Below are 14,495 nucleotides of genomic sequence, written 5' to 3'. Positions count from 1 at the left end.
AATTACACTACAATGTTAACTATTTTTTGTGGAACAATAATAAATTTTTTGATTTCTGCATCATTGATATATTTTTGAATAGCTGGTAGATTGATAACAATCTTTTTAATTTCTTCTTGGCTTGCGTTAACAGAAAAATCATAAGTTGCTCTAAGTTTGCCGTTAATCTGTATAGCTATTGTGTAAGTGCTAACTTGCAACTTTGATTCGTCAAAGCTAGGCCAGCTAGTTTTATATAAAGGAACATCGTTACCGATTTTTTGCCAAAGTTCCTCAGTAATGTGAGGAATAAAAGGGTTCAGTAATTGAATAACAGTTTTAATACCGAAATAACTATTAGCTAGGTCGCCTGATTCCCTAGAAACTTCATCTGAAACATAATTAAATAATTCACGGATTCTGGCAATTGCTTTATTTAAACGATAGGCTAGAATATCTTCGGTAACGTTTTTTATAGTAGCATGAACCTGGCTGTTAAGCTCGTTGTTATTTTTACTATTTGACTCACCTTTTTTTAATAAATTAAATATTCTGTCAGTTTGGGCAGTTAGTTTAGCAATAAATTTTTTACATCCGTCAATTCCAGCATTAGACCATTCTAAATCTCTTTCAGCTGGGCTATCAGAAAGAACAAACATTCTAATAGCATCTGCTCCATGAGTTTCAAGCATGAGATCAAGGTCAATAACATTATTTTTAGATTTGCTCATTTTCTCGAGCTTACCCTCATAAACTTCTTCTCCTGTTATTTTATGAAAAAATTTACCATTTTTTGTTTCAACTTCGCTTGGGTATAACCATTTTCTGGATTTATCCTTATAAGTGATATGTAAAACCATACCTTGTGTTAAAAGATTTTTAAATGGCTCACGAGTCTTTAAATATCTGATATCAGCCATGGCTTTAGTAAAAAACCTAGCATAAAGTAAGTGTAGTATGGCATGTTCTACCCCTCCTATATACTGATCAACAGGCAGCCAATAATCGCAGCTTTTTGTGTCAACCATTTCACTGCTGTGAATATTACAAAAACGAGCAAAATACCAAGAGGATTCAAAAAAGGTGTCAAAAGTATCGGTTTCCCGCGTTGCTTTCCCTTTACATTTAGGGCAATCTGTATGTTTCCAGGATGGATGATGTTCAAGAGGATTTCCTGGTTTTTCGAAGTTAACATCTTTAGGTAGCTCTACCGGTAATTCGTTAATTGGAATCGGCAGAGTACCACATTTTTCGCAGTAAATTATAGGAATAGGGCAACCCCAATATCTTTGTCTAGATATCCCCCAGTCTCTTAGGCGGTAGTTAATTTTGCGAGTGCCAATTCCAAGTTCTTCAAATTTGTTTATAACTTTTTCTCTTGCGTCTTTTACTGTCATACCAGTCAAAAATGAAGAATTAATTATTATATCGTCTTCTTTGTAAAGGTATGCTTTAGAAGTTAAATCAATATAGCCGTCTTTAGACGTAGCAATTTGTCTTACAGGTAAGTTTTTTGTGTTCTGGCTTAGCTCAAAGTCTCTTTGATCATGGGCAGGACATCCATAAATTGCACCACTGCCGTAATCCATTAAAACAAAGTTTGCAATTATAATCGGTAATTTAATATTTTTATCAAAAGGATGAGCAGCAAATAAACCGGTAAATACAGCTTCTTTTTTAGCTTTTTCTATATCAGACTCAGCTGTAGAATTATGGATACATTTATCAATAAATTGTTTTATTTCATCAGTCTGTTTAATGTTCTCAATAAATGGATGGTTATAAGCTAGTGCTACAAATGTTGCCCCAAAAATTGCTTCCGGTGTGGTTGTGTATACTTCAATTTTTTGGTCACTATCTGCTACATTAAAGTAGAAATTAGCACCTTGGGATTTATCAATCCAGTTTTTCTGCATTGTCTTGACCTTATCAGGCCAACCATCTAGACTATCAATATCTTTTAATAATTCTTCATTGTAGTTTGTAATTTTTAGAAACCATTGTTTCAGATATTTTTTTTCAACTAATGCTCCCGATCTCCAGCCACGTCCATTCTCTACCTGTTCATTAGCTAGTACCGTTTGATCAACAGGATCCCAGTTAACAATAGATTCCTTCTGGTAAGCTAATCCTTTGTTTAATAAATCAATAAAAAACTTTTGTTCATGCTTGTAATAACTTGGATCACAGGTAGTAAGTTCTCTTTTCCAATCATATGAAAGCCCAATAGCTTTTAATTGCTTTCTCATTACGTCAATATTAGAGTAAGTCCAGGTTTCAGGATGTAATTTGTTAGTAATTGCTGCATTTTCAGCCGGCAGACCAAAAGCGTCCCAGCCCATAGGATGAAGAACATTATAATCCTTAGCCCTAAAAAAACGTGCAATTACGTCTCCAATAGAATAGTTACGCAAATGCCCTACGTGGCATTTTCCTGAAGGATAAGGCCACATTTCAAGAACATAATATTTAGGTTTTTGGGAGTTATTGTCTGAAACAAAAGCGTTGCCTTCATCCCAGGCTCTTTGCCATTTCTCCTCTATTTCTTTGATATTCATAGGAATATATGATTATTTATCTGCCTGGTATAAAGCTCTTGCTTTTCTAATTATTTTATCTTCTAGAATACTGCCAATAGCAGACTCTTTATATTCTGTTGACCATTTATTCCCGATTTTGGTACGCTCATAGGCTTTCACGTCTACTGCTTCAGAACTTATCACTTCATCCTTAATGAAAACATTAATTTTAAATTGAGTATTAGGTTGTCCTTTAGGGCTATACCATTCAGTAATTATTACTCCACCAATACTATCTGCTGAAGTTAAAGGTGCAAAATCAAGTACGTCTAGGGCTGCCTGGTAAAGGTACTTGTTTACATTACCAACCTTTGATTTTGTGGCAGTACTTTTGGTTTTACCTGGCCTAAAAACAAGTCCTTCTCCTTGAAGTAGAGAACCCATCTCGTCCATCTCTGTCTCAACCCTTGATTTTGGATAATCTCCGGCTAAACTAGAAGTTATATATGCTAATAATACAAATAAGAATGAGAAAGACTTAAGTTTCATAGTGATAAATAAATTATAATTTAGTATATTTTTTGTTTGCATTAATATTAGGAATATAATGTTTTTTATAAATAATACAACTAAAAATGGGAAGAAAAAAAATAGCAGTATTATTATAAATTACTTATTAATTCCTTTGAGCGTATTTTGATCATCTCTACTCCTGGTTGGTTAAAAGGGTTAACTCTTGTTAAATGACCAATTGTAATTGTTTCAAGCATTAAGTGACATACCATTGCTCCAAAAGCTTCTGATGATAATTCTTTTAAAATAATGCTTCTTATAGGTAGCTTTTTCAAGCTAAGAGCATTGATGGTTGCAGTAAAATTTGCTTTATTAATATCAGAGAGTTCTTTATGAGCTAAATATCCGAATTTATTTAAATTGATTGTCTTATACTTTCCTACCTCTGAGTTAATCTTCTCTAGATAAAAGAAACTAAAAAATTTATCTTGTGGCCCTTCTAAATATAGTTGCAGCATACTATGTTGATCGTTTGGTCCTAAACCTTTTAGAGGTGTATAACCTTTACCATCCTTACCTAAAGATTCCCCAATAATTTGGGAATACCATTCTAAAAATGGCAAAAACCTTTGGAGATAACCAATATTTACTAATGTGTTTTTATTGGAATAATATATAGAACTTGCACTTAATATGGGTGTGCTTTCTGCCAGATTAGAGCAGAAAGCATCGATAACCTTGTTTGCGCCGGAAATATAAGATAGCATATCAATGCCTGCGATCAGCCCAATTAATAGAGAAACAGAAGAAAGCCCAGAATACCTTCCACTAATTCCTTCTTGATGAGGAATGAGAGTAGCTCCTATTTCCATAGCTATATCTTTTAATAGGCCGGCTTTAAGGTTAGTAATAAAAAATGATCGCAAGCCAATATCTGTAATGTTATGTTTCTGATATTCTCTCAGTAAACACCCCACCAACGCATTAGTTTCTAAAGTTTCTCCGGAGTTGCTAATTGCGATAAAGGCAGTATTTTTTATCTCTATAATGTCCATGAGATCGGCAAAGAAAAACGGATCAGTGTTATTTAAAAAATGTATTTTGGGGGAATTCTGATCTTGTCCTAGAAAACTTACCAACATCTGAGGATTAAGAGTTGCCCCTCCCATACTAATAACAATTAGATCAGAAAACCTATTTCTAATCTCACTTGCTACTGCAATAAGGTTTTTAAGTAAATCCTGTGGTTCATGCTTTTTGAAAATCTGATAGTAGGAGTTACCAGATTCTATATTATTTACTATTGTCTTTGCCGTCGAAGATAATAAATTATTGTCTTGTTTCCGGGAATCCGAGTTATAATATTTTATTTCGTACATATTTTGTGCTATTTTGTGGGTGATGTTATATTAAAAAGTACAGCAAGAATTATTATCTACCTAATTTAAGTTTTTTTAGTAGCCAATTTACATTAATTCCAATTTCTTTAAAAGCAGTTTCCCACTTTTCTGCTTGCTGGATAATTTGAGTATGAGGTGGGAATTGATCATTAGTAGCAATTATCACTCTATTGTTGGAAGTTAAATTGGTAATACTGTTAAAAGTGTTCTTATAGAGTTGACTCTAATCGATAACGTTTATTTTTTTTACCAAAACCATTAACACTTACTGTACCTGTTTTGGTCAAAATCCTCTTGACATTAGAGACAAAATCTAAAGTGAGGAAAGATGAGGGAACATAATCCTCTGTAAAAGCATCAATAAATATTAAATCATAGCTCTCAGCTGTTGCTTTTTGAACAAATTCAAAGCCATCTTCAATGAAGATCTTAACATTACCGGTTGGTTTGAACAAGAAATAGTTTTTGGCGATAGCGGCTACCTCTGGATCAATTTCTACAATATCGATTTGCGTGCTAGGCAACAATTTAATCAACGCATTTGGTAAACTTCCGCCCCCAAGGCCTATAATGAGAATTTTTCGTGGATTTGGTTTAAAATATAAGGTAGCGAGCATCATTTTAGAGTAATCAAAAACTAATAAATCTGGATTATCTAGTTTTATACAACTTTGATGGATATTGGTTGGGGGTTTTAGAAACGATAAGCATCGCTCGTTATTCGTTTCATATACCCACTTTGAGCCGTAGTTATTTGCGGTATTGTATATGATGGATGATGCTGTAGTTATTGCTAAGTCATAAGATATCAATACTATTAAAGCTATCCATGACTTGAAATTCATAGTAATGATTGTTGTAATATCAGTTTGTACTTATCACACCATGGCTGGGACGAGAGGGCTCGAACCTCTGACCTACGATACCAAAAACCGTTGCTCTACCAACTGAGCTACGTCCCAATTTATGATGCCTTAGTATGCAAAACTTATATCAACAAATTACCTTATAGTCAATAACTCAAATCTCTAAATCCCTATGAACCTAGAATTCTAATTTCAAGCATACGATTCGCTATTTTTAATTAGTTGCTCTTATAGCGCAGTTTTTTTTAAGATATTCAGGATAACTTGCATAATAATTAATGTGTTAAAGTTATATATGGTATCGTTATGTCAGGTAAATTGTTTTAACAGCTTTATCACAGATACTAAGCACTAATGAAAAATTTTTTAGGCAGTTTGTGTATTTATGGCATAATATTAGTTGTTGTGCAAGGAATAGCCCAAGCGGCAGTTAGAGCGGTTAACAATCAGTCCACTATTGATGTTACTGCTACTGTTCAGCCTTCTTGTACAATTTTTGCAAATGATCTTCTCTTTGAAATAACTAATTTTAACAAAAAAAATTCCTATATCGGTAAAACTACACTTTCCTTATTATGTACAAAAGGTACTAGTTTTGCTATTGGATTAGATAAGGGGAGTGCTCCTGGGACAACAATTATAAACCGCAAAATGAAAAATAGAGCAAGTTATTTAAACTACTCTTTGAACTCATTGCGGGTTTGAATTTTTACGAAATAAAACCATTATAGCCTTGTATTTAAAAGGTTTGTAGATATATTGAGTATTCATTAATTTTATTTAAGTAACCAAATAGAATGAGCAGAATTAGACGATACAACAAGCTTCCTACTGTTTTGAGAGAAGATGAATTTAACGAATTTGTCTTACCGCATCTTAAAAAAGGCACACGTGGTCCAAGTAAAAAGATATCATTTTTCAAATTATTTAATTACATTCTTAAACTCATGCATACTGGTTGCCAATGGGAACAGATACCAATAGACAAAAATAAAGACGGCATGCCAGAAATTCACTATACTAATATCTATAATGCTTTTAAGTTCTGGGTTAAGCACGGATGCTTTGATAAGATTTTCGAAGCTTCGGTGGCAAGGTTATTTAAAGCTGGAATGCTTGATACTGATATATTACATGGTGATGGTACTTGTACTTCTGCTAAAAAAGGGGTGACAACTTAGGGTATAATGGTCATAAACACACTAAAGGAGACAAGGTTGTACCGTTTTGTGATAGAAACTGCAATGTTATTGCGCCTTTTGTTACTGCTCCGGGTAATAGGAATGAAGGAATCCTGCTTACTCCTGCAATATCAAACTTAAAAAAGATTGTAAAACTAATAGGTATAGATCTCAAGGAAAGTACCATGAGCTTAGATGGTGTATATAATTCACGTAAAAATCGTAAAGCAATTTTTAATCTTGGCATGACTCCTAATATGCCAGAGAATAAAAGGAGTCGCAAGAAATCTAAGCGAGGAAGAAAGCAAACTTTTTGCCGGAAAATCTTTAAAGAAAGGTTTAGAACGATAGAGAGAATATTTGCCTGGGAAGATAAATTCAAACGGTTGTTACTGAGATTTGAATTCCACAGCATAAACCATTATGCTCTGAAAACTATAGCCTACAGCATGGTTAACCTGCGGCATTTTTGTGGATAACGGCTAAGCATGGATTAAACAAGGTGCGGATGAAGCTAAAGGGAGAATACTGCCCAAATTGCCAAAAATTAAGCAATTTGATTATAAAATCATCAAAAATTCCAATACAAAAGCTGCAGTTCCAAAATCTTATCGACGAGAATAAAAACCCACCCGTTTTTAAACTATGAAACCAGCAATGAGTTCGGAATTAAGGCACTAGCCATAGTAACAACAAGGCTAATAAAGCAGTTAGATAGATATCTCACTCGTTTCATAAAGATCATAGATTACCTCCTAGGTTTTAATAACAATTTAGTACAAATAACTATCGCACCGAAATTGATTACCTAATGGTAATTTACTACTGTTAATAGGAATAGTAAATTTGTACATTAATAATTAAAAAATTCTTTTAATGCGGAAATTGTGTGGTAGAAATGCATTAACAGGGTTAACTACACTATCTATTGTTATAGCCCGGTGTTTCTGTATTTTTAAGGATAACATTCATTGTAACTGATAATTGGTATGATAGTTTATTAGTACCGCTACCCAAATTTACTACCACATTTATACTATCCAAATATTTTCCAGGTGCTGATATTTGCCCCGCAGGAATCTTTGCATAAAGAGTAAAAGTTTGCCTCTCCCCAGTAGCAATCCCTGTCAAGGTGTTTCCTTGGGAATTACCCCACACTAAATTGTTACCAATATCCCTATACAAAGAACTCATTGCTGGTTTCATAGTTTAAAAACGGGTGGGTTTTTATTCTCGTCGATAAGATTTTGGAACTGCAGCTTTTGTATTGGAATTTTTGATGATTTTATAATCAAATTGCTTAATTTTTGGCAATTTGGGCAGTATTCTCCCTTTAGCTTCATCCGCACCTTGTTTAATCCATGCTTAGCCGTTATCCACAAAAATGCCGCAGGTTAACCATGCTGTAGGCTATAGTTTTCAGAGCATAATGGTTTATGCTGTGGAATTCAAATCTCAGTAACAACCGTTTGAATTTATCTTCCCAGGCAAATATTCTCTCTATCGTTCTAAACCTTTCTTTAAAGATTTTCCGGCAAAAAGTTTGCTTTCTTCCTCGCTTAGATTTCTTGCGACTCCTTTTATTCTCTGGCATATTAGGAGTCATGCCAAGATTAAAAATTGCTTTACGATTTTTACGTGAATTATATACACCATCTAAGCTCATGGTACTTTCCTTGAGATCTATACCTATTAGTTTTACAATCTTTTTTAAGTTTGATATTGCAGGAGTAAGCAGGATTCCTTCATTCCTATTACCCGGAGCAGTAACAAAAGGCGCAATAACATTGCAGTTTCTATCACAAAACGGTACAACCTTGTCTCCTTTAGTGTGTTTATGACCATTATACCCTAAGTTGTCACCCCTTTTTTAGCAGAAGTACAAGTACCATCACCATGTAATATATCAGTATCAAGCATTCCAGCTTTAAATAACCTTGCCACCGAAGCTTCGAAAATCTTATCAAAGCATCCGTGCTTAACCCAGAACTTAAAAGCATTATAGATATTAGTATAGTGAATTTCTGGCATGCCGTCTTTATTTTTGTCTATTGGTATCTGTTCCCATTGGCAACCAGTATGCATGAGTTTAAGAATGTAATTAAATAATTTGAAAAATGATATCTTTTTACTTGGACCACGTGTGCCTTTTTTAAGATGCGGTAAGACAAATTCGTTAAATTCATCTTCTCTCAAAACAGTAGGAAGCTTGTTGTATCGTCTAATTCTGCTCATTCTATTTGGTTACTTAAATAAAATTAATGAATACTCAATATATCTACAAACCTTTTAAATACAAGGCTATAATGGTTTTATTTCGTAAAAATTCAAACCCGCAATGAGTTCTTAGTTAAATATTTTTCTATTTTTCCTTTTAACGACAGCATCTGGCTTTTTACAATTTTTTTCTTTTTGCGTTTCATAAAAAACTTACCTCTGATTAAATTAATTTAACTTAAGGTTGATTTAAATATACGAATTATAACCAAAAGTCAATAAATATTAATATAAATTTATAGGTGATAATTGCAGAAGTTTTTCTAGCCTTGAAAATAAATGGAGATTTTGCTAATATGGGGATGTCATAAAGCTTAGTAAATAAATCGATTAATATGTCTAGAAAAGAAATAAATATTACCGCATAGCGTGGGCGCATAAAGTCTTGATTTGTGCGCCGCATGGATAAAACTTTAAATTCATTCGGCACTTTTTAATGGTTTACTAAACCTTGATCTTTAATTTATGGTGACCGAATATGTTAATACTTACTAATCTATCTAAAAATTTTCACGGAAGGTTCGTACTAAAAAATATCAATTATAATTTCCCACAAAATGGTCTTATAGCTCTTGTTGGGGTTAATGGAGCAGGTAAAACTACTCTTTTGAATATATTATGTAACCTGGATGAACCTGATAGTGGTGTTGTGACGCAACCCAAGAACACGCTTATAGGTTATCTTCCCCAAGAACCTAACCCCGACCCCAAGGAGTCAATCCTTATTGAATGTATGTCAGGTAATGAAGAGTTATTCCAAATTATGCTTGATATGAATAAAGCTAATATGGAAATGGCTGAAAATTTTACTAATGAAAAATATGAAAAATTTGAATTTCTGGAAAATCTTTTTCGTAGTAAAGATGGCTATTCATTTGAATATAATGCTGCAAAGATACTTCAAGGTCTAGGTTTTAAAGAGGAAGACTTAGAAAAACACCCTAAAGCTTTATCGGGTGGCTGGAAAATGAGGTTGGAACTGGCTAAAATTTTGATAAAAAATCCAGATTTCTTAATTTTGGATGAGCCAACTAACCATCTTGATTTGCCAACCATAGTATGGCTTGAGGACTATCTAAAAAAATTCAAACGGACGGTACTTTTTGTTTCGCATGATGAATCGTTATTAAGTAGATTGCCTAATATTATTCTTCATTTGAAGGATGGCGATTTAACTGAATATCAAGGTAATTATGACTCCTTTTTATTACAATATGAGTTAAGGGAAGCAAATAAGGTTGCTGAATTAAAGAATATTGAAGGTAAAATAGAAACGCTATCAAGGTTTATTGATCGATTTGGTGCAAAAGCTTCAAAAGCTACGCAAGCCCGCAGTAAAATGAAAATGGTAGCGCGGCTTGAAAGCGATGCTTCTAATATTACAGTCAACAAGGATGATGCAGAAGTTAATATAAAAATCCCCCTTAAACAGAAGAGCGGTAAGGAAGTAATAACATTTGAAGAGTGTGCCGTAGGGTATACTAATCCTCTTGTTAAAAAGCTATCTTTTACAGTCACACGGGGACAAAAAATTGCTATTGTTGGCGCAAATGGGCTAGGTAAATCTACCTTGATTAAAACTATTGTAAATCAAATTCCCTTTTTGGGAGGGAATATGAAACTCGGGCATAATGTAAAGACGGCATATTATGCTCAAGATCAGGCTGAGTATCTTGATATGAAGCAGACGGTTCTGGAAAACTTAAAAGCTTCTAACCCAGAACTTTCAGAAGGTAATGCGAGGGGACTGCTTGGTTCTTTTTTATTTAGAGGTAATGATGTTTATAAGCAGGTAAATATTTTATCAGGTGGTGAAAAGAGCCGCCTAAGTCTTGCTTGTTTATTAGTACAAGAGGCTAACTTTTTACTTCTCGATGAGCCAACTAACCATTTGGATATACTAAGTACCGAAATCTTAAGCGAAGCACTAGCGGCATATGAAGGAACTGTTATGTTTGTCAGCCATAATAGAAGCTTTATTAATGCAGTAGCAACTCATACTCTTGTTTTTTCAAGTAAAGGAGAGGCATATCTCTCAAAGGGTAATATTGATGAGTTGAATCTTTTTGTAAAAGAAACCAGTATTTAGTATAAAATATGTTTCTGTGAGAATACTAGTGAAACTCTGGTTTGTTCATGGTTTTGCGCCATTGTAGCGTCATATAAAATAAGATAAGGCAAATAAAAAGCAAACTTGCAAATAATATGGCAAAATTATTAATAGTATTGCTGTGCAGCGAAGAAATCATGAAACTAACTAACGCAGTAATCATGTAGTACAAAAAGCCAAAAATTGCGCCGGCACTACCTGTTACTTTATAATAATCTTCAAGCGCATGACGAAGAAGCATCGGAACTAATAGGCTATGCCCCATTAGGTGAATAGCCATAGGAGTAAAAATGAGTACGGATACCGTATTTACTGTAGAACTATTATCGATTACAAAGGCACTAACTAAAAGTAATATGCAACCGATTACGCTTAAGACAAGACCAATAGTTTTTACCTTGAAAGTGTTTATTAGCCTTCTAATTAATCTTCTACTAATTATGCTACCTAATAAGTTTGCACCGCTAAGAAAAAGGAATAATCGGCCGTAATCAGAAGGAGACATTTTTAAATTTTCAATAAAGATAAAAGGTGCTTGAATATAAAAGCCAAAACAAATGCCGTTGAACGAGCCGACCATAAATGAATAACTAAGAAGTACTTTGTCTTTTACGGCTACTTTTAAAACGCTAAAAAATCTGTTATTGCGTGCAACCCCAATATAAGCATTAGTTTCTGGTAAAAATTTGATATAAATTAAAAGCAATCCAGTACTTAAAACAGTTAGAAACCTAAAAACGGCTTGCCAGTTTGAATATTCTATTATGTAACCGCCAATAGCTGAGCCCACCGAAGGCACTACTGTCATAACCATAGCAACGCTTGCATACATGTAAGATAATTCCCACCCTCTATATGAATCTCTAGTCATTGCTTGGCCTACAACAGAGCCTACACTAGCTCCGTAAGCTTGCAAAAATCTCAAGCTAATGAAAGTTTCAATATTGGGAGAATAGCTAATTAGCAAAGCTGCAAGAGAATAAAAAGATATACCAAAAAGTACTACTGGTTTTCTTCCAAAAACGTCTGATACTCTACCTAAAGTAAATATTCCGATTGCAAATCCGCAATAATAAGCAGTTGTAGAAAGCTGAGCTATCCCACCGCTCGTATGTAAACTTTTAGCAATGTCCGGTAATGCCGCCGAGTATATAGTTTCAGTTAGTGTAGAAAGAGAAACTAAAAAATAGATTAATATTGGCGGTATGCGTCCTACTATTTTCATAGTTTTACCCGCTTACACATTAAATCTAAAATGAACCACATCGCCGTCTTGCATAACGTATTCTTTTCCCTCTATGCGTAGCTTTCCAAGTTCTTTTGCCTTGACCTCACTACCTATACTAAGTAAATCGGCATAATTAATTACTTCGGCTCTTATAAAACCTCTTTCGAAATCAGTATGAATAATCCCAGCTGCTTGTGGAGCAAATGTTCCGCTTTCGAAAGTCCATGCATGTGCTTCTTTAGGGCCGATAGTAAAGAAAGACTTCAGGCCGAGTAGAGAATAGGCTGATTGAATAATTTTACTAAGGCCGGTCTCTGTGAGTCCCAAACTTTCAAGAAATTCCTGTTTTTCGGCTTCTGTATTCAAGGTAGAAATTTCTGCTTCTATTTTAGAGGAAATAATTACCAGATTAGCTTTTTCATTTCTGGCTTTTTGCTCTATCTGTGCTGAAAAATTATTACCGCTAACAGCTTCAGACTCAAGTACATTGCACACATATAAAACAGGTTTTGAAGTAATTAACTGTAATGATAAGAGATCTTTTTTGGCATATTTATCTGTAAGGGTTCTAACAGGTTTACCTTGTTCCAAAACAGCTTTGCAAGCTTTTAGTAATTCAATTGTTTCAGCAATTTTTTTATCCCCCGATTTTAGTTTTTTCTCATTAGAGGCTATTCTTTTGTCAACTGATTCAAGGTCACCAATGATCAATTCTGTTTCTACTATTTCGGCATCATGAATCGGGTCTATTTTACCATGCACGTGAGTAATATCCTGATCTTCAAAACATCTTAGGACATGGATAATCGCATCTACTTCCCTGATATGGGACAGGAATTTATTCCCAAGTCCTTCTCCTTTACTTGCTCCTTTGACAAGTCCGGCAATATCTACAAATTCAATAAAGGCAGGAATAATTTTAGCAGAACCGGCATTTTGGGCTAGTTTGAGCAGACGCTCATCTGGGACCGAAACAATGCCAGTATTAGGTTCAATTGTGCAGAATGGGTAATTGGCAGCTTCTGCTGCAATACTGGCTGTAAGAGCATTAAATAATGTAGATTTACCGACATTTGGTAACCCAACGATTCCGCATTTTAGACTCATAATTATTTACTTAGGATTATTGTTTTTACTTTAAAACCTTAAGGGTTCTGTTTTTTAAATTGCTTTTTGGTCAAAGTCAAAATATAGCTTTTAATTGCTCATAGTCAAATCATTTTCTCTACCCCTTCGAATAGTTAAGTTGCTCGGAGGGGTGTTTTTAGCCTGTAAGAATACTTTTTTTGATTATATCATTTAACTAAAGTTTTTACTACTTCCGGCGGCATATAATTCTCATCGTGTTTTGCTAATAAATTTTTAGCTTCAAATACACCGTTAACAAAAGTACCTTCTGCTACGATTCCTTGCTTTTCTCTAAATAATGCCGGTAATATGCCGGTATACTCTATTATTAAAGTGTTTTTATAGTCGGTGATGGTAAATCTGATTTTATTGGCGGACAATATTACAACTGAATTTTCTTTTACCAATCCCCCGACTCGAATCTTTGTTTTTGCATTTGTTATCTTTTCAATATCAGAGGGGGGGTAAAAAAACACTATATTATCTTCCAAATTTGAAAGTATAAAATATAGACCTATAGAAGCTATAATAAAAAGCCCAACGATCGAAGCTAATCTAGTGTGAGTCCTTTTTTTCATTTTTTAGTGATCTTAACTCGTATAAGGCCTCTATCAAGATAAAGCCAAGAATAATTAACACGAAAAAATAAGAGGAAGCAATATAAATATGCTGAGTTTGGTATAGACCCATAACTGTTTTAAATCTCTACTTCAGGGGTTTAACGAAAGATTAATATTCTACCCTTTCTGCAAATTACTGCAATAGTTTTAGAGATTTAACAGATAGATTGCGAACTCATTGCGGGTTTGAATTTTTACGAAATAAAACCATTATAGCCTTGTATTTAAAAGGTTTGTAGATATATTGAGTATTCATTAATTTTATTTAAGTAACCAAATAGAATGAGCAGAATTAGACGATACAACAAGCTTCCTACTGTTTTGAGAGAAGATGAATTTAACGAATTTGTCTTACCGCATCTTAAAAAAGGCACACGTGGTCCAAGTAAAAAGATATCATTTTTCAAATTATTTAATTACATTCTTAAACTCATGCATACTGGTTGCCAATGGGAACAGATACCAATAGACAAAAATAAAGACGGCATGCCAGAAATTCACTATACTAATATCTATAATGCTTTTAAGTTCTGGGTTAAGCACGGATGCTTTGATAAGATTTTCGAAGCTTCGGTGGCAAGGTTATTTAAAGCTGGAATGCTTGATACTGATATATTACATGGTGATGGTACTTGTACTTCTGCTAAAAAAGGGGTGACAACTTAGGGTATAAT

The 14,495-nt window shown here is 33.9% G+C and carries 16 protein-coding genes and 1 tRNA gene; 5 read left to right on the top strand and 12 right to left on the bottom strand.

From position 1 onward, the window contains the following. Nucleotides 1-2: 2 nt before the first annotated feature. The 6 genes from leuS to N3Z16_RS02755 all read right to left on the bottom strand — a co-directional run bounded on the left by leuS (nucleotide 3) and on the right by N3Z16_RS02755 (nucleotide 5,373). Nucleotides 3-2,531 (bottom strand): leucine--tRNA ligase, encoded by a 2,529-nt coding sequence (gene leuS / locus N3Z16_RS02780; RefSeq protein WP_282486943.1) that lies wholly within the window; start codon nucleotides 2,529-2,531, stop codon nucleotides 3-5. 18 nt (nucleotides 2,532-2,549) lie between these two features. Continuing rightward, nucleotides 2,550-3,089, bottom strand: coding sequence for a DUF3576 domain-containing protein (locus N3Z16_RS02775; protein WP_282486653.1), 540 nt, complete (start codon nucleotides 3,087-3,089; stop codon nucleotides 2,550-2,552). 71 nt (nucleotides 3,090-3,160) lie between these two features. Next, nucleotides 3,161-4,390, bottom strand: coding sequence for a hypothetical protein (locus N3Z16_RS02770; protein ID WP_282486651.1), 1,230 nt, complete (start codon nucleotides 4,388-4,390; stop codon nucleotides 3,161-3,163). 52 nt (nucleotides 4,391-4,442) lie between these two features. After that, a complete protein-coding gene (locus N3Z16_RS02765) occupies nucleotides 4,443-4,577 on the bottom strand; it encodes a hypothetical protein (protein WP_282486649.1) in 135 nt (44 codons plus the stop codon). 43 nt (nucleotides 4,578-4,620) lie between these two features. Then, nucleotides 4,621-5,256, bottom strand: a complete 636-nt coding sequence (locus N3Z16_RS02760; RefSeq protein WP_282486647.1) for a spermidine synthase — start codon at nucleotides 5,254-5,256, stop codon at nucleotides 4,621-4,623. A gap of 41 nt (nucleotides 5,257-5,297) precedes the next feature. Continuing rightward, nucleotides 5,298-5,373: transfer RNA gene (locus N3Z16_RS02755), tRNA-Gln, on the bottom strand. 258 nt (nucleotides 5,374-5,631) lie between these two features. Between N3Z16_RS02755 and N3Z16_RS02750 the strand changes: the two genes are divergently transcribed. After that, nucleotides 5,632-5,982 carry a spore coat protein U domain-containing protein gene (locus N3Z16_RS02750; RefSeq protein WP_282486645.1) on the top strand — a complete coding sequence of 117 codons (351 nt, stop codon included), beginning with the start codon at nucleotides 5,632-5,634 and terminating at the stop codon, nucleotides 5,980-5,982. A gap of 92 nt (nucleotides 5,983-6,074) precedes the next feature. Continuing rightward, nucleotides 6,075-6,458: a hypothetical protein gene (locus tag N3Z16_RS02745; RefSeq protein ID WP_282485819.1), complete on the top strand. Its 384-nt coding sequence runs from the start codon at nucleotides 6,075-6,077 to the stop codon at nucleotides 6,456-6,458. A gap of 10 nt (nucleotides 6,459-6,468) precedes the next feature. Here N3Z16_RS02745 and N3Z16_RS02740 read toward each other — a convergent pair whose 3' ends face one another. Together N3Z16_RS02740 and N3Z16_RS02735 are read right to left on the bottom strand one after the other, a co-directional pair. Continuing rightward, the gene (locus N3Z16_RS02740) at nucleotides 6,469-6,873 is read right to left on the bottom strand and encodes a hypothetical protein (protein WP_282485820.1); all 405 of its coding nucleotides are present in this window, start codon (nucleotides 6,871-6,873) and stop codon (nucleotides 6,469-6,471) included. A 506-nt stretch (nucleotides 6,874-7,379) separates the two neighbouring features. Continuing rightward, the gene (locus N3Z16_RS02735) at nucleotides 7,380-7,652 is read right to left on the bottom strand and encodes a spore coat protein U domain-containing protein (RefSeq protein ID WP_282486643.1); all 273 of its coding nucleotides are present in this window, start codon (nucleotides 7,650-7,652) and stop codon (nucleotides 7,380-7,382) included. 242 nt (nucleotides 7,653-7,894) lie between these two features. Here N3Z16_RS02735 and N3Z16_RS02730 point away from each other — a divergent pair, with 242 nt between their 5' ends. After that, on the top strand, nucleotides 7,895-8,299 hold the full coding sequence (locus tag N3Z16_RS02730; RefSeq protein WP_282485820.1) for a hypothetical protein: 405 nt from the start codon (nucleotides 7,895-7,897) through the stop codon (nucleotides 8,297-8,299). A gap of 10 nt (nucleotides 8,300-8,309) precedes the next feature. Here the strand turns inward: N3Z16_RS02730 and N3Z16_RS02725 are convergent, their stop codons facing one another. Next, nucleotides 8,310-8,693: a hypothetical protein gene (locus N3Z16_RS02725; RefSeq protein WP_282485819.1), complete on the bottom strand. Its 384-nt coding sequence runs from the start codon at nucleotides 8,691-8,693 to the stop codon at nucleotides 8,310-8,312. Nucleotides 8,694-9,213: 520 nt separating this feature from the next. Here N3Z16_RS02725 and N3Z16_RS02720 point away from each other — a divergent pair. Next, on the top strand, nucleotides 9,214-10,824 hold the full coding sequence (locus tag N3Z16_RS02720) for an ABC-F family ATP-binding cassette domain-containing protein (RefSeq protein WP_282486641.1): 1,611 nt from the start codon (nucleotides 9,214-9,216) through the stop codon (nucleotides 10,822-10,824). 25 nt (nucleotides 10,825-10,849) lie between these two features. Here the strand turns inward: N3Z16_RS02720 and N3Z16_RS02715 are convergent, their stop codons facing one another. The 3 genes from N3Z16_RS02715 to ccmE form a co-directional block, all read right to left on the bottom strand. Then, nucleotides 10,850-12,070: a multidrug effflux MFS transporter gene (locus tag N3Z16_RS02715; RefSeq protein ID WP_282486639.1), complete on the bottom strand. Its 1,221-nt coding sequence runs from the start codon at nucleotides 12,068-12,070 to the stop codon at nucleotides 10,850-10,852. A gap of 12 nt (nucleotides 12,071-12,082) precedes the next feature. Further along, nucleotides 12,083-13,180, bottom strand: a complete 1,098-nt coding sequence (gene ychF, locus N3Z16_RS02710) for a redox-regulated ATPase YchF (RefSeq protein ID WP_282486637.1) — start codon at nucleotides 13,178-13,180, stop codon at nucleotides 12,083-12,085. Between the two features lie 188 nt (nucleotides 13,181-13,368). Then, nucleotides 13,369-13,779, bottom strand: coding sequence for a cytochrome c maturation protein CcmE (ccmE, locus tag N3Z16_RS02705; protein WP_282486635.1), 411 nt, complete (start codon nucleotides 13,777-13,779; stop codon nucleotides 13,369-13,371). Nucleotides 13,780-14,103: 324 nt separating this feature from the next. Between ccmE and N3Z16_RS02700 the strand changes: the two genes are divergently transcribed. Further along, nucleotides 14,104-14,487: a hypothetical protein gene (locus N3Z16_RS02700; RefSeq protein WP_282485819.1), complete on the top strand. Its 384-nt coding sequence runs from the start codon at nucleotides 14,104-14,106 to the stop codon at nucleotides 14,485-14,487. Nucleotides 14,488-14,495: the final 8 nt, after the last annotated feature.

Source organism: Candidatus Megaera polyxenophila (assembly GCF_029982035.1).
GTDB classification, from domain to species: domain Bacteria; phylum Pseudomonadota; class Alphaproteobacteria; order Rickettsiales; family Rickettsiaceae; genus Megaera; species Megaera polyxenophila.
This window is presented reverse-complemented; position numbering and strand designations above follow the sequence as displayed.